This is a genomic window from Nitratireductor aquimarinus (assembly GCF_017255295.1).
GTDB classification, from domain to species: Bacteria; Pseudomonadota; Alphaproteobacteria; order Rhizobiales; family Rhizobiaceae; genus Nitratireductor; species Nitratireductor aquimarinus.
In genome coordinates this window covers 1-22,080 of sequence record NZ_JAFKDE010000019.1, presented here as the reverse complement: position 1 = coordinate 22,080, position 22,080 = coordinate 1, and the positions used below count along the sequence as shown (strand labels likewise).

Sequence of the window (22,080 nt, the reverse complement as noted above, 5' to 3'; positions counted from 1 at the left end):
TGAGTGGGCGGGGCCTGAGCCCCGCCGTTTCACGCCAGATCCTATTCCGTTTCTGGCTTCCAGATTTCCTCAACCGTGTATTTGCCATTGTGCACGCTGATCAGCGATACCGGCTTCGGCGGAACCATGGTTTCGCGCGTGTAGCTGATCTCGCCGGTCACGCCCTTGAAGCCGCGCGTTTCGGCAAGCGCATCGCGGATCTTCGCCGGCTCCGCCGAGTCAGCGCGGCGGATCGCATCCGCGACCAGCATCAGCGCGTCATAGCCGAGCGGCGCAAAGGCATTCTCCGGGTCGATGCCATATTCGGCCTTGTAGTCCGCGATGAACGCCTTCACCTCATCGCGATCATCCGCGCGATAGGTGTGCGTGGAGAAATAGACATCGTTTGCAAGCTCCGGCCCCGGAACGGTGGACACCAGTTCCGTGTCGAAGCCGTCACCGGAAACGATTGGCATGGTGATGCCCTGCTCGCGGATCTGCTTCACGGAGAGACCGGCCTCGGACGGGATCGCCGAAACGAACACCGCGTCGGGCGCGGGGTCGATGGAGGCGAGACGCGCAATCTGTGCGGAGAAATCCGTATCGCCCATCATGAAGCTGTCGGTCCCGACAATCTCGCCGCCGCGCTCTTCGAACCGTTCGACGAAGAACTTGCTGAGCGCCTTGGTGAAGTCCATGGAATTGTCGGTCCACACCGCAACCTTGCGGGTGCCGAGTTCATCATAGGCATAATCGGCGATGGCGTAGGACTGATCATCATCGCCAAACGGCGCCATGAACATGTAATCACCAACCCATTGCGGCAATTCGGGATGCGTTGCGCCCGACGTGACGAAGGGGATGCCCGCTTCCTGGAACAGCGGCGCGCCCGCCATGACGAAAGTGGTGTCGGACTCGCCAATGCCGGCCACGACCCCTTCCGAGATGAGGCGCTGCGCGGCCTTTGCCGTTTCCTGCTGATCCGTCTTTCCGTCCGGCGCGATCAATTCAATCTGCTTGCCCAGAAGACCGCCATCGGCGTTGATCTGCTTGACAGCGAGCTGTGCGCCCTTCAGCGATGGACCGTCGAGTGACGACATTCCACCAGTTACATTGTAGAGCGCACCGATCTTGATGGTTTCCTGCGCGTTGGCCGCGCCCATAACGGCGGCCAAAGCCACCGATGCGGCAATCAAGTGTTTCATGCCAATCTCCCTGCTTCTTGTTGAATGTCACCCTCTGACGCAAGGTGCCCCGGGAAGGCTCATGCGATGTCATCAGCATGACTCTGCAATTGGAGAACGTCAATCGAATGATACATTTTTTCTTCCAAATGGATATTTTGTCTGATTTGATACATTCGGAAAATGCGCGACGGGAAGCGGAGCAGAAGCTATGAACGTTTTGGAAGATCTGCGCCGGGCGCTGCCCGAACTCAGCAGCCGCGAAGCGCGCGCCGCGCGACACCTGATCGCCAATTATCCGATGGCAGGCCTCACCACAGTCGCCGAATTTGCAGAGCAGAGCGGCGTCAGCACCGCCACGGTGCTGCGGCTGGTCAAGCGTCTCGGCTTCCCGGTCTACGCCGAATTTCAGGAAGCCCTGCGCAGCCACATTGAAGAGAGCCTGCAATCGCCGCTGTTGCGCTTTGGCGAGCGCAAGGTGCGCGATGCGGCCACCGACGAATCCTATCTGGCACGCACCAGCGACCGGATGGCGGAGTATTTCCGCAGCCTTCCGGATCTCATTCCCGAGAAAGAGTTCGACCGGGCGGCAGCACTTCTCGCAGACCCCAAGCGCGACATTCACCTGCTCGGCGGTCGCTACTCCTCACATGTAGCGCGCTATATGGGCGATCTGCTTTCGGCGATACGCGGGCGCATTCATCCGATCAGCGGTCAGACCCAGACCTGGCCGCAATTCCTGCTCGACATGGGCCGGGGCAGCGTTCTGGTCGTTCTGGATGTGCGCCGCTACCAGGACGATGTGGTGCAGTTCACCCATGCCGCCTCCAAGCGCGGCGCAACCGTTATCCTCCTGACCGATATATGGCAGTCGCCGGCTGCCCGTTCGGCCGATCTCGTTCTGACCTTCCCGGTGGAATCGCCGTCGATTTTCGACGTTCTGACCATCGGCATGGGGGTCGCCGAAGCGCTGGTCGGCGCTGCCGCCAGCAAGGCGGACACAGCCGGGCGGACACGCTTCGAAACGCTCGAAGACCTGCGCACCCGGCTCGCCGAAGGCACGTTCGGTCAGGAACGGAGCAAATCAAAACGAAAATGAGGGGTTCGATGAAACGCGAAGAAATCGTCATGCTTTGCACCGCCGATCTTGCCGGGCAGGTTCGTGGCAAGGGCTTTCCTGCTTCGGATCTGGAGGCGAGGCTGCGCAAGGGCATCGGCTGGACACCGACCAACAGCATGATCACCGCGCACGGCCCGATCGCCCCAACCCCATGGGGGCCCTATGGCGACACGGTGCTGACGCCGGACCCGGCTTCGCGCGTTCGCGTCGACTTCGGACCGGATGCAGCAGCCAGCCATTTCATCATGGGCGATATCATGAACCTCGACGGCACGCCGTGGAGCGTGTGTCCCCGCAGTTTTCTCAAGCGCATGCTACATGAGCTTGAAACCCGACACGGCCTGCGCCTCAAGGCCGCCTTCGAGCACGAATTCCTGATCGAAGGCATGGAGGAGCGCCCCAATTCGAGTTACGCGCTCGATTCATTCCGCCGTCAGGGGCAGTTCGCCGAAACCTATCTGGGCGCGCTCAAGGAAGCCGGGCTGGAGATCGATACGTTCATGCCCGAATACGGGCCGATGCAGTATGAAGTCACGGTCGGCCCGGCCGATGACGAGCGCTCCGCCGATCACGCCGTTGCCGTACGCGAAATCGCGCGCGCCGTTGCGCAGCATTTCGGCCACCGCGCAAGCTTCACGCCGATCCTGCGACCGGATGCCGTGGGCAATGGTGTCCACGTTCACTTCGGACTGCTCGACGCAGAGACCGACGCGCCGGTGAACCACGACCCTTCAGCCCCGAATGCAGTGTCTGCAAAAGCGGCGAGCTTCCTCTCCGGCATTCTCGCCCTTATGCCCGCCATCACGGCGGTGACGGCGGCATCGACCATTTCCTATCTGCGCCTGACGCCGGACCGCTGGAGCGCGGCCTACAACAATCTGGGTGAGCGCGACCGCGAGGCGGGCCTGCGCATATGCCCGGTGTTCCCCGGCGCCGGTGTCGACATATCGAAGCAGTTCCATTTCGAATTCCGCGCCGCCGACGCCGCAGCCAGCCCCTACATGGTGCTGGGCGCGCTGGTGGCTGCCGGTCTCCACGGTCTGGACGAGGCGATGCAAGCACCGCAGGTCTGCCGCCAGCCCCCGCAGCATCTGACGGAGAGCGAACGTCAGGCGCTTGGCATCGTCAGACTTCCGCAGTCGCTCGATGCCGCCCTTGACCTCTTCGAAGGCGAGCCGGCGCTGCGTCCGCTTTTCGGTGAAGAGCTTGTTTCCGCCTATGTTGCACACAAGCGCTTCGAGGCGGAGCTGATGAAAGACCTTTCGCCAGAAGAGCAATGCGCGAAATACCGGCAGGCCTACTGATCCTTTTAACGCAAACGGGGAGACGCACCCGCCTCCCCGTCACTCCCCCTCAGTCACGGCGTCTCATCAACCGGAGACGATATCGCGCTCCATGGCGGCAATCAGACTTTCCGTCGTCTCCATGCGACAATAGCCCTTGAAGGCGTTGAGCGCTGAAACATGCCGCGCCTGCGTATCGGTCGCGCATCCATCCGAAACGCAGATCATGTGAAATCCGCGGTCAGCGCCGTCACGAATGGTGTGGTCAACACACTGATCGGTCAGGAACCCGGTGACGATGATCGTATCGAGCCCGATATTGCGCACCAGATACTCGAAATTCGTTGAATTGAAGAGGCTCGATGAAGTCTTCGGAATGACCATTTCGTCGCCGTGCGGGGCGACTTCGTCGATCACCTGCGCATCGACCGAGCCCTTTGGAATGAAGAAGTTCGACAGCTTGTAATCAAGGCTGCGGTCTCGCCCGTCCTCGGTATAGTTCTCCATCACCGTGTAGATGACTTCCACGCCGCGGGTGCGCGTCGCATCGATGAGCCTTGCGATGTTGGGAATGACCTCACCGCGCGCGGCCGCGTAGAATTCCGGGCGTGGCTGGCGGTTCGCCTCGTCCATCACCCAGTTCTGCACATCGATGACCAGAAGCCCGGTGCGCTCCCGGCGCAATGGCTGCGCCCGCGTCTCAAAAATATCCTGCTGGCGCGGTGCGCTCATTGCGTTTTCCTTCCGCTGAACAGGCGGCGCACGAAAGCGGGCTCGCCGCTGCCGAACAGCCCGCCCGGCTTGAGATAGAGAACCACGATCAGGCACAGTGCCACGATGACCTGGCTCATACCATAAAGGCCTATGCTTTCCTCCACCGGGCGCAGCGCCTCGGAGAGAACCGTGATGGCCGTTGCCGCAACGAGCGCACCGGTGATGCTGCCCGATCCGCCGATCACCACCATGACCACGATGTTGAAGGCCAGCAGGACGGAATAGGTTTTCGGCGTCACAACGCTGATGAGATGGGCGAGCATCGCGCCGGCAATGGCGGCCATCACCGCGCCGATCACGAAGGCGAGGATTTTTAGCCGCGCGGCGTTGATGCCGCTGCAGGAGGCTGCGAGTTCATTCTCCCGCACCGCCATCATCGCCCGTCCGAGCGAGGAAAATTTCACCCGCCAGGTAATTGCGACGACGATGACGAGGAAGCCCAGCGCCCACCAGATATCAACGTGGCGCGGCAGGCCGCTCAGGCCCGCGCCGCCGCGCGTGATGCCATCCCAATTGGTGGCAAGCCCCTGCACCACGATGATGAGACCAAGCGTTGCGACCGCGAGATAATGCCCCTTGAGGCGCAGCACCGCCCAGCCGATGGCAAGCGCGACCAGCCCGCCGGCAAGACCTGCAATCAGGAGCGCCGGGAACATGGAGAGCTCCGTCGAAGCCAGCCAGTCCGGCAAACCCGGAAGCATGGAGCCCTTGCGCCGTGCCGAGAATGTCAGGATCGCGGCCACATAGGCCCCGATGGTCATGAACGCGGGATGGCCGAGCGAAAACAGTCCGGTCAGGCCATTGGTCAATGTCAGCGACACGGCGAGCGCTGCATTGATGAACAGGAGCGCCAGCAGCGTGACGAGATAGCTGTTCAGCCCCTGCTGTGCGGCCCACACGGCCGCCGCAGCTACAAGGATTGTGAGAAGGGCGGCGACAAATCCGCTACGCGGCGTTGTCGGAGCCGAAGCGGTTTCCGCCACGGACGTGGTTTGCGAAGGCGTCGGCATGTCAGGCGCGCTCCTCGGTGTGGCGAACGAACAGGCCGGAGGGCCGGATGAGCAGAATCACGATCAGCAGCAGAAAGACGAACGTGTCCCGGTAGCCGGAGAACTCCTGTGGCAGGAGCCCCACGAACAGCACTTCCGAAAGCCCGAGAATATAGCCTCCCAGCATGGCCCCGCCGATGGAGCCGACGCCGCCGATCACGCAGGCGACAAAGGCCTTCAGGCCGGGCACGAAGCCAAGCAGCGGATCGATCTGCCCGAACTTGCCACCCCAGAACAGGCCGGAGACGGCGGCAAGCGCGCTGCCGATGGCGAAGGCGGCGAGGATCGTGCGGTTCACCGCCACGCCCATCAGGCGCGCCGCCGTCAGGTTTTCCGCCGTTGCGCGCATCGCCCGGCCAAGCCGCGTGCGGTAGACCACGAGGAAGAGACCGCCGATCAGAAGAAGCGTCAGAACGATGATGGCGATGTCCGTCAGCGAGGCGTTCACGCCGCCAAAACCCACGCGCTGGCGCATGAAGGCGGGAAAGAGGAAATTGCGCGGCTGCCCGGAGAGGATCATCAGCGCGCTGTTTTGAATGGCAATCGAAACCGCCAGTGTGGCGATGAAGCCCGTTACCTGGCTTGCGCCGCGTATCGGCCGAAAAACGATGGTCTCGATGGTCATGCCGGCAATCGCGCCGATGGCCAGAACGAAGACCAGGATCAGCGGCCAGGGCACACCGGCCGTCACAAGCGCAAGGGTGGAAAAAGCCCCGATCATCACGAGGTCGCCATGGGCAAAATTGATCAACCGGACAATGCCGTAGATCATCGAAAACCCGATGGCGACGAGCGCGTAGAGACTGCCCAGCGCCAGACCGTTGATGATTTGCTGAAACAGATACTGGCTCATGCCGCCACCCCCAGATAGGACTGGCGCACACGGTCATTGCTGGCGAGTTCCTCACCCGTTCCCGACAAGACGATGCTCCCGTTTTCCATGACATGGGCGGCGTCTGCGATCTCCAGCGCCATAGCCGCGTTCTGCTCGATCAGAAGAATGGTGACGCCGGTGGATTTCAGCCGCTGGATCACGTCGAAAATCGTTTCCACCACCAGCGGCGCGAGGCCAAGAGATGGCTCGTCGAGCAACAGCATTTTCGGCTTGGCGAGAAGCGCCCGGCCGATGGCAACCATCATCTGCTCACCACCGGAAAGCGAGCCGGCCGCCACATTGGCCCGCTCCGCCAGAATGGGGAAAAGCGTGTGCACCTCCTCCATCGTGCGGCACACCTCGGCGCGGTCGCGCTGTGTGTAAGCGCCCATGTCCAGGTTTTCCGCAACGCTGAGCGACTGGAAGATCTGCCGCCCCTCCGGGCAATGGATCAGCCCCGCGCGAACGATCTTTTCCGATGAGAGCCGGGTCAAATCCAACTCCGCGCCGTCGGTCCTGAGGGTAGCGCTGCCGGAGCGCGGGCGAAGAAGCCCCGAGAGTGTCAGAAGCGTGGTCGATTTGCCTGCGCCATTCGCTCCGATCAGCGCCGCAAGCTGCCCCTGCCGCACATCGAACGACACGCCTTTGAGCACATGTGTCGCGCCGCGATAGACATTGAGATCGCGCACCTCAAGCATGGGCCTTCTCCTTGCGTCCGGTGCCGAGATACGCCTCGATGACCGCCGGATCCTTCTGCACCTCCTGCGGGGAACCCTCTGCAATGAGCTTGCCGCGGTTGAGAACCTGAATGCGGTCGCAAAGCCCCATCACCAGATGCATGTCGTGCTCGACCACCAGAACGGCGATCCCGAACTCCGCATTGACCTGGCGAATGAAGGAAACGAGATCGCTCGTCTCGGACGGGTTGAGACCGGCGGCCGGCTCGTCAAGAAGCAGCGCCGCAGGCTCGCCCGCGAGCGCCCGGCCAATTTCCACCCGTCGCTGATCGCCATAGGAAAGATCGCCCGCGCGCTGCTGCGCAAAGGCGCTGAGGCCAATCCGGTCGACGATGTCACGGCTCATCTGGCGTAGCGTCTCTTCCGCGCGCCAGAAGGACGGCAATTGAAGCATCGTCGCGAGTGTGCTCGCCGAGTGGCGCATATGCCCGCCGCACATGACATTCTCGAGCACGCTCAGATCCTCGAACAGGCGGATATTCTGAAACGTTCGCGCGAGCCCGGCGCGCGCCATCATGTGTGGCGGCTGTCCGGTCATGTCTGCACCGTTCACGGAAATCCTGCCGGATGACGGCCTGAGCACCCCCGTCAGAAGATTAAAAGCCGTCGTCTTGCCCGCGCCATTCGGCCCGATCAGCCCGACAAGATCCCCCCTGTCGAGTTGCAAATCGTATCCATCGACGGCCAAGAGCCCGCCAAACCGTTTCGCAAGGCCCGAAGCCTCGATAACCGGCGTGTCACTCACGACAAACTCGCTCCCCTGTTGTTGACCCAACGATATGGCGGCGGCAGGACCAGCGTCAACAAAAAGATACATCTTGCAATAAAACAAATGGATTTGTACGATTTCATACAAAATTTGCGGGAGGCATCTGCGTGTCCGATTTGAATGAAACCGCCCCTCTTCGGGTCCTTGCGGCGCACGAGCCGCACCCTCTGGAGACATTCAACGAATCCGCCGGGTCGGATTACTTCATCATCTGTGAACATGCGGGGCGGCGCATTCCGCAGAGTCTCGGCACGATGGGGCTTTCAAAGACGGATCTCAAGCGCCACATCGCCTGGGATATCGGTGCGCTTTCGGTGGCAAAAAAACTGTCTGAGCTTCTGAACGCGCCGCTTTACACGCAGCGCTATTCTCGGCTTGTCTGCGACTGCAACCGCCAGCCCGATGTCGCCACCTTCGCGCCGGAAATCAGCGAGGGCACCGAAGTCCCGGCCAACAGGAACCTCTCCGCGAGCGACCGCAACATGCGCGCCAACGAGATCTTCTGGCCCTTCCACAACGCCGTTTCGGCGGCGCTGGACGAACGCACGAAAGCAGGCCGCAAGACCCGGCTGGTCACGATCCACTCCTTCACACCGGTGTTTCTGGGGAAGAGCCGCCCTTGGGAAATCGGCATTCTGTTCAATCGGGACGAGACACTCTCACCGGCCATGCTCGACTGGTTTCGCAAGAACACGGATCTGTGCGTGGGCAGCAATCAGCCCTATGCAGTCAGCGACGCCACCGACTATGCGGTGCCGGTTCATGGCGAGAAGCGCGGCATTCCCTGCGTCGAGATCGAGATCCGCAACGACCTCATCGCCTCGGAAACGGATGCGGGCGAATGGGCTGACCTTGTGGCAAGAGGTCTCGTCGCGGCCGAAGCGCAGCTTTGAGAATAAGCGAAGACAGATGCATGGGCTGCCACCCAGCAGTATCCCCTTTTTCAGCTATCTCAATGCCTTTTTCGGCTCTCCCTACCCAGGCTCCCTGACAACCTTCTGACCGTCACGCACGTGTCATTGGGTTTCGCTAGAACCGCCTCATTCGAATGAGTTGGTGCTATGCGAAATCAAGGATACTCCTGGGAGGAAACCCGGGACAGGATCAGCGAAGAAATCATCTCGGGCAGGCTGGCAGCGGATACGAAGCTGCCCTCTGAACCCGAGCTCTGCGTGCTCTATGGTGCGCGCCGTCACTCTCTGCGCAAAGCATTGGCAGCACTGGTGACAGAAGGCAAGCTGCGTGTTGAACACGGGCGCGGCACTTTCGTGGAACGTGCGCCCTTGCTCAACTACGTGATCGGCGAGCGAACGCGTTTTCGCGAGAATCTCCTGTCCCAGGGCCTCACCGCCTCGGGCGAAACCCTTTCAGAAATGAAAATTCCTGCCAGCACCCGTGTGGCTGCGGCCTTGAAGATCGCTGCGGAGGCTCCCGTCTTCGCCCGCTCCTGGCGCGGGTTCGCCAATGATCTGCCGATCAGCACGGGCTGGGCCTATTACGATGCCACGCGCTTCCCGGATCTGCTGGAGCGCCGGCGCGACACCCGGTCGATAACCGATGTCTATCGCAGCTACGGCATCACCGACTACCGGCGCCAGAGCACCACTGTTCTGACCCGCATCGCCTCCGAACGGGAGGCCGCCATGCTGATGATGCGCCCGGGCCAATCCGTTTTGGTCGTCCAGAAAGTGGACGCCGATCTCGACGGACGCCCCATCAGCTTCTCCGAGGCCGTGTGGGCTGGCGATCGTGTGCAGTTCACCTTCGAAGCAGACCAGCCGACCGTCATGACCACCGAAAGACCTTCCGATGACTGATACATTTCCACCCGGTGACACCGATCACCGCGCGACGCTCGACATTCTCGCCCGCGCCCGCCCCGAACGCCTCAAACAGCATGCCGAAATCCTGCTTGAAGAGATGGGCGAAATCACCGTCATCGCCAACCGCACCGGCCTCGTTATGGTGCCTATGAGGGACACGGTCCAGAATGTGGATTTCCATCTGGGCGAAGTGCTGGTCAGCGAAGCCCATATTGCCGATGAGGCCGGGAACGTCGGCTACGGCATGGTGACCGGCCGCGATCTCGAACGCGCCATGGCGATGGCCGTCATTGACCTGCGCATCGCCGCATTCGGGCAGGACACCGCCACCGCAACTCTGCTCGCCGAGGAAAAGGCGCATCTCGCAGCCGTCGATGAGGAACGCATGCGTCAGGTGGAAGCCACGCGCGTCGAAATGGAGACCTTCTGATGTTGACCGTTGCACCACCCGACGCCATTGAACTGCGCTGCAATTCCACATTCCAGGCGCTCATGTGGGCGCTGTCGCGCCCGGGCGATGCCCGCGTGATGCCGGAGGCCGGCCTTGCCGGCATTGCAGAAACACTGGTGGATCTCGAATGCACCGTGTTTGCCGATACGCCGGACCTGCGCGAGGCCGTCTCCGCCAGCGGAGCGCTCGTCACAGGTGATGTTTCGCGGGCCGACCATGTTTTCCTGTCGTCGCTCGAAAACGCCGCGGACCAGATCGTCCAGCTTCGCTGCGGCAGTCCCCTTTACCCCGATGATGGCGCGACGCTGATTGTCGCCGCCCGACACGCAGGCCAGCGCCTGCGGCTCAGCGGCCCCGGCATTGAAGAGCCAACAGAGATCTCACTCGACGCGCCACCGGCCTTCTGGGCCATGCGCGCAATGCTCTGCGCCTATCCGGAAGGCTTTGACTGCTTTTTCGTCGATGCGGGTTCCGTCATCGGCATCCCGCGCTCGACCAAGGTGGAGGTTCTCTAGAATGGCCTATGTGGCAACCCGTGGTGGCGAAAAGGCCATCGAACAGGCCGAACGGCTGTTCCGTCAGGACCTTGGCCCCATCGACGCGGCCCGCGTCGACACGATCCGCAAAACCATGCCCTATCTGGTCGACCGCGTGATGGGCGAAGCCTCGCTTTATGATGAGGAACTCGCGGCGCTCGCGCTGGCGCAGACGGGCGGTGAGCTTTCCGAAGCCGTGCTGGTTCTGCGCGCCTGGCGCACCACGCAGCCGCGCCTCGCCATAGCCCGCCCCGTGCAGCAGGATGAAGTGCTCACGCAGCGCCGCATTTCCGCCGCCTTCAAGGACATTCCCGGCGGGCAGATACTCGGGCCGACGCTGGATTATTCGCACCGTGTTCTGGCAACAGACGTGCTGGAAGGAAAACCCTTCACGCCTCCGCCGGTCGACAGCGCACAGGCCCCGGCGCCTGTACGCCAACCTTCTCTGGCCGAGTGGCAGCGTCAGCAGGGGCTGGTCGCCCCGGCCACCGAACCGGACACCGCACCGGAGGACATTCCCGACCTGACGCGCGAGCCGCTTCTTTTTCCCGCGTCACGCGCCCATCGCCTGCAAAGCCTTGCCCGCGCAGAAACCGGCGGTGTGCTCGCCCTCGGCTATGCCGCCATGCGCGGATATGGCAATGCCCACCCGACCGTCAACGAACTGCGCCTCGGCGAAGCCAATGTGGTGGTGCGCCACCCGCGCGGCACGGAGTTTTCAGCCGGGCGCGTGCGCGTCAGCCAGGCCGAAGTGACTTCGAAGGAAAAGGGCGGCTATCTCGAACTCGGCTTCGCCGCGACCTTCGGCTGGAACGAGGTCAAGGTCATCGCCGCAGCAACGCTCGATCTGAATTCGGCCGAAGCCCCGGTAGGCTCGGCCGTGCATGAAGAGTTCTACCTCTACCACACCGAAAGCGTGGAAGCCTCGGGCTTCTGCATCCACTTCAAGCTGCCGCACTACGTGACCTTTCAGTCGGTGCTCGACGCGATGCGAGACGCCAAGGCGAAAAAAACTGCAGCCGATGCTGCGCCGGCAGAAACCCGCCAGATGGAGCCAGCAGAATGAGCCTTGCCTCTCTCACAAAGGACTGGGCCGCAACCAGCTACGGCTTTCTCGACGCGTCGGCCAAACGCGAACTGCGCCGCAAGATGCTCAAGGCCATCGCCGTGCCGGGGTGCCAGATGCCCTATGCGAGCCGCGAAGTGCCCATGGCACGCGGCTGGGGAACGGGCGGCCTTCAGGTCACGCTCACCCTCGTCAACCCGGCTTCGACCGTGAAGGTTATCGACCAGGGCGCGGATGATGGCGTCAACGCGGCGTCGATCCGCCGCTTCATCTCCCGCGTGTCCGGCGCTGCAGAAACCTGGGACACGCTCTCCGCCTCGATTGTCCAGTCCCGCCACCGCGTGCCGGAAGAGGTCATGCGCGAGGATCAGATCCTCGTCCTCCAGGTTCCCAATCCGGAGCCGCTGCGCGGCGTTGAGCCCAACATGTCCATCGCCCGGCAGATGCATGCGGACGCCGACTACGGAAAACTCTGGCTCACGCTCTATGAGCAGATCGTGCGCAAGGGCCGGATCATGCAAGGCGCAGCCTATCCGAGCATGGTCAATGGCCGCCACGTGATGACGCCCTCGCCCATTCCGCGCTGGGACGTGCCCAAGCTGAACATGGCAAAGCACCTGACCTTCCTCTCGGCAGGCCGCGAAAAACGCCTCTTCGCCGTTCCGCCATTTACCCGCGTCGAACCGCTTGTGTTCTCCGACCGCCCCTATCAGGTGGAAGAACACGCACATCTCACCTGCCGCCGCTCGGGCCTCTCCGGCTATTTCATGAACGAGATTCCACAGGACAATGGCGGGTCGACCTTCGAAGTCTCCGACAGCAATCTCGGCATCAAGGCCATTCAAAAGGCAGAAGGCGCACCGACCGAGATCGGTGAGACCTGGTACCGCGACGGGGAGTATTCAGCATGAGCCTTGATCTCACGCCTGCCGCGCTTGAGCGCGAGGCCCCGCGCCTGATGCGGGCAAGACCGCTTTTGACCATGAACAACATCTCCAGGAGCTTTGGCGATGTGCGCGCCCTGCGCGACGTGGACGCCACGGTCTATCCCGGCGAAGTCATGGGCATTGTCGGGGAAAGCGGTTCGGGAAAGTCCACGCTTCTGCGCATGATGAACCTCGAAGACACGCCCGATACCGGCGACTACCGGCTGCGCCTGCCTGACCGCGAGGACGGCAATCTGTTCGACCTCACCCGCTATCAGCGGCGCATGCTCTGCGCCCGCCATATCGGCATCGTCTATCAGAACCCGCATCTCGGCCTGCTCATGCGCCAGTCCTCAAGCGGCAATGTTGCAGAGCGACTTCTGATTGCCGGCGAACGCAGCTTCGATGTGTTGCGCGCCAGAGCCCGCGAGGCGCTCGATGCTTCGGAGTTCCCCCTGGAGCGGATGGATGCGCGGCCGATCGAGCTTTCGGGCGGCATGCAGCAGCGCGTGCAGCTGGCCAAGGCCATCGCGCTTGAGCCGGCGCTGCTCCTGCTCGATGAACCAACCACCGGCCTCGACGTATCGGTTCAGGCTCTGGTTCTTGACACGCTCAAGCGTCTCCAGCGTGACCGCAAGATCACCATGGTTCTGGTCAGTCACGATCTCGGCGTCATCCGCACCATGGCCGACCGCGTCATGGTCATGCGCCATGGGCAGGTGGTCGAACAGGGGCTGGCCGACCAGATCTTTCAGGACCCGCAGCACCCCTACACGCAACAGCTTGTGCACGCCAAACTCTAGGATGAGACCATGACGACCACTCCATTGCTGCGTGTCGAAGGCCTCACCAAGACCTTCCGCATTTATCACCTCGACAGCGCGCTGCATGCCTTCGAAGACGTGAGCTTCGACCTCCACGAGGGCGAATTCCTGCTGCTTCGCGGTCACAACGGTGCGGGCAAATCGACATTGCTGCGCACCATCTGGCGGAGCTATCTGCCCGTTGGCGGCCATGTCTGGTACCGCTCCGGCCATGGTGAAATCGACCTTGCCAATGCGGCTGATGTCGACATTTCCCTGCTGCGTCGCGAGGAAATCGGCTTCGTCACCCAGTTCCTGAACGCCCGCCCGCGAGTCGCGGCGCAGGACATCGTTGCCGAACCGCTTCGCCTTGCGGGCATCGCACAGGATGAAGCGCTGGATCAGGCCCGCCACTGGCTCGACCAGTTCGGTGTCCGGCCAGAGCTCTGGCGCGCCTATCCCAGCACCTTCTCGGGCGGCGAGCAGCAGAAGGTCAATCTGGCCCGCGCCCTCATCCTGCCGCAGCGTTTGCTTTTGCTGGATGAGCCGACGGCATCGCTCGACGCCGGCGCGCGCGAGGCGCTGGTGCGTCGCCTCTCCGATCTGAAAGCGCACGGCGTCGCCATCATCGGCGTTTTCCATCATCCCGGCGATGTCGCCGCATTGATCGACCGTGAAATCAATCTCAATACCAAAGTCGTCGCAGACCAGCTCACCAAGGAAGAAGACCATGTGGCTCTCTGATTTCCGTATCGTACTTGCAGACCGCGTCATCGACAGGGGCGCCCTGCGCATCGAAGACGGTCTGATCGCAGAGATCAGCGAAACCCCGGTTTCCGGCGCAGACATGGAAGGCAATGGCCTTCTCTTACTGCCCGGCATGATCGACATGCATGGCGACATGATCGAGCGCGAGATGGAGCCCCGCCCCGGCGTGCGCATGCCCATGGACATGGGGCTGCGCGACCTCGACATGAAGCTGGCGACATCCGGCATCACCACCGCCTATGCCTCGCTGTCCTTCGCTCCGGGCTCGGCCTACGGGCATATGCGTTCCTACGACTTCACCAGCAAACTGATCCGCGCCGTCGTCTCCGCACGGCCAAATCTGCTCATCGATCATCGCGTTCACGCCCGTTTCGAAGTGACGTTTCCCGCTGCCCTTTCGGTGGTCAAGGAACTGGTCAGCGAAGGCTCGGTGGATCTGGTCTCGCTCTGTGACCACACGCCCGGTCAGGGACAGTATCGTGATCTGGAGCTTCAGGCGGCCAACATCTCCCGCAACAAGGGCATCTCGCTTGAAGCCGCTGCCGAGCAGCTGCAACAGCGCATCAGGGACCGGCAGGAAACGGCCGGCGACATGATCGCCACACTGCGCGCCATTACCCAGTATTGCGCCATGCATGGCGTGCCCGTGGCCAGCCATGATGATGACACGGTCGAAAAAGTGACGCTGATGGAGCAGCTCGGGATCAAAATCAGCGAATTTCCGGTAACGCTTGAGGCCGCCCGGGAAGCTCATCGACGTGGCATGCTGAACGCCATGGGCGCACCCAACGCACTGCGCGGCCAGTCCTATTCGGGCAATCTCTCGGCACGGGAAGCCCATGCTTCCGGCGTGCTCGACCTGCTCGCCGCCGACTATCACCCCTCCGCCATGCTGCCGGCGGTTCTGGTGCTGGCAGAGACCGACCCCGACGGGCTGGCTGGCGCTGCGCGCCTGACATCGTTCAACCCTGCACGTGCGCTTGGCCTTCTGGACCGCGGCGAAATCCGTGTGGGACTGCGCGCCGACATGCTTGTCGCGTCTTCAACGGGCGTGGGGCAGGTCCACGCCACCTTCTCGCGCGGCCGCCTTGTTCATGCCGACGGAAAGGTGCTGCCCGCCGGTATCGCAAGCCGTCACGAACATGTCATTCGAATGAGTTAGCCGCGTCATCAAAGCGATCTAGGGTCAGTGCATAGCAACGCTACGGGGTTGAACATGCTGGAACTGAGAAACGTCACCAAGCGGTTTGGTGACACCATTGCCGTCAACGACGTCTCGACCAATTTCGCACCGGGCCAGATGGTCGGCGTCATTGGACGCTCCGGCGCCGGCAAGTCCACCCTGCTGCGGCTGATCAATCGGCTCGCGACCGCAGACGAAGGACAGATCACCTGCGGCGACGTGAATGTCGGCAACCTCAATGGCAACGCACTGCGCGCATGGCGCGCGCAATGCGCCATGATTTTCCAGCAGTTCAACCTCGTCAATCGTCTCGACGTGCTGACCAATGTGCTGATCGGCCGTATCGGCAACGCCCGCACCCTGCCGGTCATCTTCAAGCACTTCTCCACCACGGATCGCGCCAATGCCGCGATCGCGCTGGACCGGCTCGACATGCTCTCGCAGGCGCTGCAGCGCGCCGACACGCTTTCCGGCGGTCAGCAGCAGCGCGTGGCCATCGCCCGCGCCCTGATGCAGAAGCCGAGCATCATTCTTGCCGATGAGCCCATCGCTTCACTCGATCCGCGCAATGCCCGGCTCGTGATGGAGGCGCTGCGCGCCATCAACAGGCAGGACAAGATAACCGTCATCACCAATCTGCACACGCTCGATGCCGCCCGCGCCTATTGCGACCGCATTATCGGCATGGCCCATGGGCATGTCATTTTCGATGGCACGCCAGATCAGCTGACGAGCGCCATGATCCAGCAGATCTACGGTGATGATGCAGAAACAGCCGTGGACGAGAGCCTGACCTCGACCATCGCTGCCACCGGCGCGGCACGCCAAACCGGACAACGACAGATGGAGATGGCGCACTAACCGCCCCTCCTCCCCAACTCGGAGCTACATCAATGCACACCCTGACTCGCCGTGGCTTTGTGGCCGCGCTGGTTTCGCTCGCCCTTACGTCCCCGGTTCTCGCCCAGGACTGGCGCGAAGAATATCCCGAACTGACCATCGGTATTTCCTCGAGCGAAAACGAAACCGACGCCATCACCCGCAACCAGCCCTATGCCGATTATCTGAGCCGTGAACTCGGCGTGCCCGTGAACCTGATCCGTGGCACCGACTATGCCGCCGTGATCGAGGCCATGCGCTCGGGGCACGTTCAGGTCGCCTCGGTTGGCCCGGCCGCTTACGCGCTGGCCCGCAAGATCATGGGCGAGGAAATCGCTCCGGTCGCCGTGACACTCGATAGCGGCGGCAATCTGGGCTACTACTCGATCATCGCCGTCCGCGCCGACAGCCCCTACCAGAATCTGGAAGACATCAAGGGCAAGTCCTTTGCCTTCGCCGACCCGAATTCGACCTCGGGCTATGCCGTTCCGTCCTATTACCTGTCGACCGAGCTTGAGACCTCTCCCAACGAGTATTTCGGCGAAGTCGCCTTCTCCGGCGGACACGAACAGAGCGTGATGGCGCTGGTCAACGGCACGTTCGAGGCCGTCGCCACCCATTGGCGCAATGAAGAAGCAGGCAACATCCAGACCATGGAACGCAAGGGCCTGATCGAACCCGGCTCCACGCGCATCATCTGGAAATCGCCGGTCATCCCGAACACGCCGGTCATGATGCTCACCAGCCTGCCGGAAGAGCTGCAGGAAGAGTTCAAGACCGCACTGATGGCTTTCCCGGAGAAAGACCCTGAAGGCTTTGCCGAATACACCCGTGGCACCTCCAGCGGTTATTCCCCGGCCAAGCACGAAGACTATCTCAACGTAGTCGCCATCACCGAGTTCAACGCCAAAGAGCGTCGCAAGAACAAGAACTGATCACTCCCGGCCGGTGCGCATGAAGCGTGCCGGCCTCTTTTTGCAACGAGGCGTTCGTGTCCACACTGCCCCCCACCGCCAGTCCTATGCGACCAAGCACGCTTGATGAGCGTCTAACGTCCTTCAACGAGCGCTATCGCCAGCAAAAGATCACCCACCGCAATTGGACGATCCTGTATGGCGCCCTGTTCCTGGTAGCGCTTGCCGGCTCCGTTTTCGTCAGCGATTTCAGCATTCCAAAACTGGTGAAGGGCCTTCCCATGGCCTGGAACTACATTGTTGGAACCATGCCCACCCTGACGCTTGAGAACTTCTGGTCCGATCTGGCTGAGTGGTACTGGGGTCTGCGCTACTGGCTCCGCCTTCTCGTTGAGACCATTCTCATGGGCTTTGTCGGCACCGTTCTGGGAGGCGTCTTCGCCCTGGCGCTGTGTTTTCCGGCCGCGCGCAATCTGGTGGAGAGCACCGGCGTCTATTTCGCCGCCCGCCGCATTCTCGAATTCTGCCGCACCGTGCCGGAGCTGGTCTTTGCGCTGATCTTCGTGTTCGCGTTCGGTCTTGGCCCGTTCGCCGGCGTTCTCGCCATTGCCGTTCACACCGCCGGCTCGCTGGGCAAGCTGTTTGCAGAGGTCAACGAAAACGTTGATCCCCGCCCCATTGAAGGCGTTCGCGCCGCCGGCGGCAACTGGCCGATGATCATGCGGCTCGGTGTCGTCCCCCAGGTCCTGCCGAACTACGCCAGCTACCTGCTGCTGCGCTTCGAGATCAATGTGCGCGGCGCTTCCGCCCTCGGCCTCGTCGGTGCCGGCGGCATTGGCGAAGAGCTGTACGTCGCCATCCGCCAGTTCGAATACACCGATATCTCGGCCATCATGCTGCTTCTGATCCTCACCACTTCGGTGATCGACATCACCTGCGAATTCATCCGCCATCGCCTCATCGGCCATTCACTCACACAGAGCGCCTGATCCATGACCGCTGCCCCGCACGCCGACATTGCCCGCCTCAGGCGCACCCATCCGCAACTCTTCTCCCGCCCCCTGTCCGAAAAGCTGCGCGACTGGGCCCTGTGGCTGGGCTTCTTCGCCCTGCTCGGTTTTGGTCTCTGGTGGATCGATGCCTCACCCATGCGCCTGATTGCGGGCCTCAACAAGCTCGGCCTTCTGGTCACACTGATGATCCCCCCATGGCCCGGTGATGGTTTCTGGGAATACTGTCAGGCCATGCTCGAAACGTTGGCGATGGCCTTTCTCGGCACGCTCATTGCCGCCATCGTCGCGCTGCCGCTCGGCTTTCTCGGTGCAAAGAACATCGTGCCGAACTGGCTGTTCCACTTCAGCCTGCGCCGCTTCTTTGACGCCTTTCGTGGCATTGACGGTCTGGTCTGGGCGCTGATCTTCGTTTCCGCCGTCGGCCTCGGGCCGTTTGCCGGCGTCCTCGCCATTGCCGTGGGCGATGTGATGATCTTCAGCAAGCTCTTTGCCGAAGCCATCGAGAACACGGATCGAAAGCCCGTCGAAGGCGTTCGCGCATCGGGCGGCGGCGATGTTCACGTCATGCGTCTGGGTGTCTTCCCGCAGGTCTTCCCGGTCATGATGAGCCATGTGCTCTATTTCTTCGAGTCAAACGTCCGCTCGGCCACCATTCTGGGCATTGTCGGCGCAGGCGGCATCGGTCTGCAACTCTCCGACCGCATCCGCATCAACAACTGGCAGGAAGCCGCCTTCATCATCCTTATGATCCTGGTCACTGTGTCGGTGATCGACGCCGTATCGCGCCGGATCCGCGCGAAACTGACCTGAGACACCGCGCAAGAAAAAGGGGCGGCTCATCACGCGCCGCCCCGAACAGGAGTTCTGCTTCTTGTTCTTTTTGTGAGGGGCGGGAATGGCAGTCGCAACCGCCATTCCATCAATCACGCCCCTCCACTCACCAGCCAAGCAGTCTGGCGAGTTCTCGCGGGAGTTCGGTCGTCAGCGCCGGCACATAGGTCAGCACCAGAAGCACAACCAGCTCCATAAGGATGAAGGGCCGGACCTGACGTATCAGGTCTTCCAGCTTCACCCGGCCCACGGCCGCACCGATGAACAGACCCGAGCCAACCGGCGGCGTGTTCAGCCCCAGCAGAAGATTGACGCAGAAGACCACGGCGAAATGCACCGGATCCACGCCGTAACCATCGGCGATCTGGGCAAAGATGGGCCCGAAAATGATGATCGCCGGGAACAGGTCGAGCACCGTGCCGATGGCCAAAAGCATCACGTTGAGCAGCAGCAGGAACACATATTTGTTCTCAGTCACAGAAGTGAAGAACTCTGCCAGATAGCGCGGAACGCCCTGCGTGGTGAGCACGTAGGACAGGATGCTGCTCGTCGCCAGCAGGAGCAGCATGATGGAGCTGACCTTGGCCGAGCTGAAGAAGATTGACGGCAACTCTGCCAGCTTCAGCGTGCGGGTCACGAAGAAGCACACAACGAGCGCATAGACCGAAGCGACAGCAGCAGATTCCGTGGCCGTGAAATTGCCGCTCAGCACGCCAAGCACGATGATGCCCGGCATGACCAGAACGATCAGGCTGCGCAGGGTGATCTGCACGATCTCGGCGAAGCTGTAGCGCGTGGTGCGCTTCTCGTAGCCGCGCTTGTGGCTGATCCAGTAGTTCATCACCATCAATGCAAAAGCAACGAGAATGCCCGGAACGATGCCGGCCAGGAAAAGCTGGCCGATCGATACATCGCCCCCCACCGCCATGGCGTAGATCACGAAGGTGAGGCTGGGCGGAATGATCGGCCCGATCACCGACGACGCGATGGTGATGGCCGTCGCATAGGCGCGGTCATAGCCCTTTTCCGCCATGGCCGGAATGAGCACGGAACCGAGCGCTGTCGTATCGGCGGAGGCCGACCCCGTGATGCCGGCAAAAAAGACGCTGCCGGCAATGTTGGTGTGCCCCATGCCGCCGCGAAGACGGCCGACCAGCATATCCGCGAACTCGGTCAGGGAGCGCGTCATGCCGCCGCGCAGCATGATTTCACCCGCCAGAACGAAAAGCGGAACAGACACCAGCACGTAGGATTCCATGCCGATATACATGAAGTGCGACAGCAGAACGAGGCTCTGGTCACTGGCAACCAACGCGGCAAGGCTTGCCGCGCCGATGGCGAAAGCCACCGGCATTCCGAGCAGCAGGAATACGAGGAAGCTGGCGAGAAGAATGATGAGGATCACGACGAACGCCTCCAGATCGCGATGTCTTCGGCGATAAGACGCAGGCAGACGAAGATATAGGCGGCGCAGCTGACCGGAATGGCCAGTTGCGGAACGGCGCGCGAAATGCGCAGCGAGCCCGTTTTCAGGTTCCAGACAGACTCGACCTTGTCGATTGCGCCCCAGATGACCGCCGCACAGAAGATGATGATGATGACATGCATCAGGGCGCTGATCGCAGCGCCCGGACGCGGCCCCAGCATGTCGACGAAAAACTGAATGCCGACATGACCGCGCTCATTGAGCACATAGGCCGCTGCCAGCATTAGACCCCAGAGCATCAGAATGACACTGAGTTCTTCAGGCCAGGGCAAAGCGCCAACCGTGGCCCGCATGACCACCTGGAGCGCAATGACCACCATAATGGTGGCTATGCAGCCCGCGATGAAAAGCTGTATCGCGCTGTCGAATAGTGTCAGCAGACGTTTCATGGAGATGCTGCCTCTCGTTGGATTCATTCCTGTCGGGGGCCTGTCGGGGGCCCTATCGGGGGCCAGTCAGGAGCCTGTCGGGGAGCCTTTCGGCAGCCTCTCCGGGGCCATGTGACTGCACCCGTGGCGGTTTGAGCGCACGCCAGCGCCGGCAATCTCTTAGCCGAACTGTCCGGTTAGGCAATCGCGATGTCGGCCGGCGCAGGTTTCCCACAGCATGCGTGGCCGCCCGTTGCTGAGAAGCCGCCTCGACACGAAAAGGCTCGCGGCGCGCCTCGGCAGCGCCGCAAGCCATATTGCAAAGCTGGTTAGTTGCCGCCCAGCCGCTTCTCAATGGCGTCGACTTCGGCAAACACCTTGTCGACGATCTCTGCGCCGATGGTTTCCTTCATCCACGGAACGACGGCCGCCTGGGCCGCATCACGCAGACGGGCGCGCTCTTCTTCGCTGATCGGGCGCACGTCGACGCCGTTCTCTGCCAGGACCTCGAGCGCATCGACCCGGTTGCGGTAGCTGGCGATGCCGAACTCGGCAGCTGCGCCGATTTCCGCGCCGCGCTTCAGAACCTTGCGCTGCTCGTCGCTAAGCGACTGCCAGAAGTTCTCGTTGACCAGGTAGAAGTTGACCACGCCGATGCTGTTGTCGAGCGTAACGTTCTTGGCGACCTCGTAATATTTCTGGTCGACCATGATGCCGAGCGTGTGGCCAAGGCCGTCGATCACACCGGTGCTGATGGAGGTGTAGATCTCACCCCAGGAAACCGGCGTTGCAGCCGCACCGAGCGCTTCCCATGCCTTGATGGTGAGCTGGCTGCTCGGCAGGGTGCGCAGCTTCAGACCATCGAGGTCTTCCAGCTTGTCGATCGGGCGCGTCTTGTTGATGAAGTTGTAGAAGCCATAGGGCGATGCGGCGAGAACGCGCACGCCCATGTCTTCGGCCATCATCTCGTTCAGCTCGCCGAAGGTCTCGCTCTCGAAGAACGCCTTCATCACGAACTCGTCAGGGAAAAGGTAAGGTGTGAACCACGCCAGCATCGGCTCATATGCGCCGGTCAGCGTCTCGTCACCCTGCACCATCTTGTTGATGCCGAGCTTCGCGCCTTCGAGCAGTTTCTCCGTGTCGCCTGTCAACGGCGGAGTAAAAGTCGGCCATTGGGCGGCGCAAAAGTAGTCCACTTTGCGCTGCAAGCGGGGAACGTCGGGAGGGCGTAGCCCGACCAGAGTTTCCCGCTTGCAGCGTCGGC

At 62.0% G+C, this 22,080-nt stretch carries 24 protein-coding genes; 15 read left to right on the top strand and 9 right to left on the bottom strand.

What is annotated here, in order from left to right; all coding sequences use genetic code 11:
• Positions 1-41: 41 nt before the first annotated feature.
• The gene (locus JYP46_RS21775; protein ID WP_206545031.1) at positions 42-1,184 is read right to left on the bottom strand and encodes an ABC transporter substrate-binding protein; all 1,143 of its coding nucleotides are present in this window, start codon (positions 1,182-1,184) and stop codon (positions 42-44) included.
• A gap of 190 nt (positions 1,185-1,374) precedes the next feature.
• Here JYP46_RS21775 and JYP46_RS21770 point away from each other — a divergent pair, with 190 nt between their 5' ends.
• A complete protein-coding gene (locus JYP46_RS21770) occupies positions 1,375-2,262 on the top strand; it encodes a MurR/RpiR family transcriptional regulator (protein ID WP_206545032.1) in 888 nt (295 codons plus the stop codon).
• 8 nt (positions 2,263-2,270) lie between these two features.
• On the top strand, positions 2,271-3,587 hold the full coding sequence (locus JYP46_RS21765; RefSeq protein WP_206549331.1) for a type I glutamate--ammonia ligase: 1,317 nt from the start codon (positions 2,271-2,273) through the stop codon (positions 3,585-3,587).
• A 66-nt stretch (positions 3,588-3,653) separates the two neighbouring features.
• Here JYP46_RS21765 and JYP46_RS21760 read toward each other — a convergent pair whose 3' ends face one another.
• Genes JYP46_RS21760 through JYP46_RS21740 form a run of 5 tightly spaced genes read right to left on the bottom strand, consistent with a single transcriptional unit; the run spans position 3,654 to position 7,745 of the window.
• Complete coding sequence (locus tag JYP46_RS21760) at positions 3,654-4,298, bottom strand: cysteine hydrolase family protein (protein ID WP_206549330.1); 645 nt, start codon at positions 4,296-4,298, stop codon at positions 3,654-3,656.
• Positions 4,295-5,350, bottom strand: a complete 1,056-nt coding sequence (locus tag JYP46_RS21755) for a branched-chain amino acid ABC transporter permease (protein WP_206549329.1) — start codon at positions 5,348-5,350, stop codon at positions 4,295-4,297. The genes JYP46_RS21760 and JYP46_RS21755 overlap by 4 nt, the downstream gene beginning before the upstream one ends.
• 1 nt (position 5,351) lies before the next feature.
• Positions 5,352-6,242, bottom strand: coding sequence for a branched-chain amino acid ABC transporter permease (locus tag JYP46_RS21750; RefSeq protein ID WP_206549328.1), 891 nt, complete (start codon positions 6,240-6,242; stop codon positions 5,352-5,354).
• Positions 6,239-6,961, bottom strand: a complete 723-nt coding sequence (locus JYP46_RS21745) for an ABC transporter ATP-binding protein (protein WP_206549327.1) — start codon at positions 6,959-6,961, stop codon at positions 6,239-6,241. The genes JYP46_RS21750 and JYP46_RS21745 overlap by 4 nt, the downstream gene beginning before the upstream one ends.
• A complete protein-coding gene (locus tag JYP46_RS21740; RefSeq protein WP_245447855.1) occupies positions 6,954-7,745 on the bottom strand; it encodes an ABC transporter ATP-binding protein in 792 nt (263 codons plus the stop codon). Before JYP46_RS21740 ends, JYP46_RS21745 begins: the two co-directional genes overlap by 8 nt.
• Before the next feature lie 131 nt (positions 7,746-7,876).
• Here JYP46_RS21740 and JYP46_RS21735 point away from each other — a divergent pair, with 131 nt between their 5' ends.
• From JYP46_RS21735 to phnE (JYP46_RS21675), 13 genes are all read left to right on the top strand, one after another.
• On the top strand, positions 7,877-8,662 hold the full coding sequence (locus JYP46_RS21735) for an N-formylglutamate amidohydrolase (RefSeq protein WP_222474344.1): 786 nt from the start codon (positions 7,877-7,879) through the stop codon (positions 8,660-8,662).
• Between the two features lie 168 nt (positions 8,663-8,830).
• A complete protein-coding gene (phnF, locus tag JYP46_RS21730; RefSeq protein ID WP_113156685.1) occupies positions 8,831-9,586 on the top strand; it encodes a phosphonate metabolism transcriptional regulator PhnF in 756 nt (251 codons plus the stop codon).
• Positions 9,579-10,022 (top strand): phosphonate C-P lyase system protein PhnG, encoded by a 444-nt coding sequence (phnG, locus tag JYP46_RS21725; protein WP_206549326.1) that lies wholly within the window; start codon positions 9,579-9,581, stop codon positions 10,020-10,022. Before phnF ends, phnG begins: the two co-directional genes overlap by 8 nt.
• On the top strand, positions 10,022-10,558 hold the full coding sequence (gene phnH / locus JYP46_RS21720; RefSeq protein WP_206549325.1) for a phosphonate C-P lyase system protein PhnH: 537 nt from the start codon (positions 10,022-10,024) through the stop codon (positions 10,556-10,558). Before phnG ends, phnH begins: the two co-directional genes overlap by 1 nt.
• Before the next feature lies 1 nt (position 10,559).
• Positions 10,560-11,645 carry a carbon-phosphorus lyase complex subunit PhnI gene (locus JYP46_RS21715; RefSeq protein ID WP_206549324.1) on the top strand — a complete coding sequence of 362 codons (1,086 nt, stop codon included), beginning with the start codon at positions 10,560-10,562 and terminating at the stop codon, positions 11,643-11,645.
• A complete protein-coding gene (locus tag JYP46_RS21710; RefSeq protein ID WP_206545041.1) occupies positions 11,642-12,556 on the top strand; it encodes an alpha-D-ribose 1-methylphosphonate 5-phosphate C-P-lyase PhnJ in 915 nt (304 codons plus the stop codon). Before JYP46_RS21715 ends, JYP46_RS21710 begins: the two co-directional genes overlap by 4 nt.
• Complete coding sequence (locus tag JYP46_RS21705; protein WP_206549323.1) at positions 12,553-13,374, top strand: ATP-binding cassette domain-containing protein; 822 nt, start codon at positions 12,553-12,555, stop codon at positions 13,372-13,374. Before JYP46_RS21710 ends, JYP46_RS21705 begins: the two co-directional genes overlap by 4 nt.
• Before the next feature lie 9 nt (positions 13,375-13,383).
• Positions 13,384-14,118, top strand: a complete 735-nt coding sequence (locus JYP46_RS21700; RefSeq protein ID WP_206549322.1) for a phosphonate C-P lyase system protein PhnL — start codon at positions 13,384-13,386, stop codon at positions 14,116-14,118.
• On the top strand, positions 14,105-15,304 hold the full coding sequence (locus JYP46_RS21695) for an alpha-D-ribose 1-methylphosphonate 5-triphosphate diphosphatase (RefSeq protein WP_206545044.1): 1,200 nt from the start codon (positions 14,105-14,107) through the stop codon (positions 15,302-15,304). Before JYP46_RS21700 ends, JYP46_RS21695 begins: the two co-directional genes overlap by 14 nt.
• Positions 15,305-15,358: 54 nt before the next feature.
• Positions 15,359-16,186 (top strand): phosphonate ABC transporter ATP-binding protein, encoded by an 828-nt coding sequence (gene phnC / locus JYP46_RS21690; RefSeq protein ID WP_113157124.1) that lies wholly within the window; start codon positions 15,359-15,361, stop codon positions 16,184-16,186.
• Positions 16,187-16,218: 32 nt separating this feature from the next.
• Positions 16,219-17,139 carry a phosphonate ABC transporter substrate-binding protein gene (gene phnD / locus JYP46_RS21685; RefSeq protein WP_206549321.1) on the top strand — a complete coding sequence of 307 codons (921 nt, stop codon included), beginning with the start codon at positions 16,219-16,221 and terminating at the stop codon, positions 17,137-17,139.
• Between the two features lie 56 nt (positions 17,140-17,195).
• Complete coding sequence (gene phnE / locus JYP46_RS21680; protein WP_222474343.1) at positions 17,196-18,107, top strand: phosphonate ABC transporter, permease protein PhnE; 912 nt, start codon at positions 17,196-17,198, stop codon at positions 18,105-18,107.
• 3 nt (positions 18,108-18,110) lie between these two features.
• Complete coding sequence (gene phnE, locus JYP46_RS21675) at positions 18,111-18,941, top strand: phosphonate ABC transporter, permease protein PhnE (RefSeq protein ID WP_113156677.1); 831 nt, start codon at positions 18,111-18,113, stop codon at positions 18,939-18,941.
• A gap of 127 nt (positions 18,942-19,068) precedes the next feature.
• Here phnE (JYP46_RS21675) and JYP46_RS21670 read toward each other — a convergent pair whose 3' ends face one another.
• The 3 genes from JYP46_RS21670 to JYP46_RS21655 form a co-directional block, all read right to left on the bottom strand.
• Entirely contained in the window at positions 19,069-20,367 is a 1,299-nt protein-coding gene (locus JYP46_RS21670) for a TRAP transporter large permease (RefSeq protein ID WP_113156676.1), read from the bottom strand.
• A complete protein-coding gene (locus JYP46_RS21660) occupies positions 20,364-20,837 on the bottom strand; it encodes a TRAP transporter small permease (protein WP_162742415.1) in 474 nt (157 codons plus the stop codon). The genes JYP46_RS21670 and JYP46_RS21660 overlap by 4 nt, the downstream gene beginning before the upstream one ends.
• A 308-nt stretch (positions 20,838-21,145) precedes the next feature.
• On the bottom strand, positions 21,146-21,967 hold the full coding sequence (locus JYP46_RS21655) for a TRAP transporter substrate-binding protein (RefSeq protein WP_206549320.1): 822 nt from the start codon (positions 21,965-21,967) through the stop codon (positions 21,146-21,148).
• Positions 21,968-22,080 lie beyond the last annotated feature (113 nt).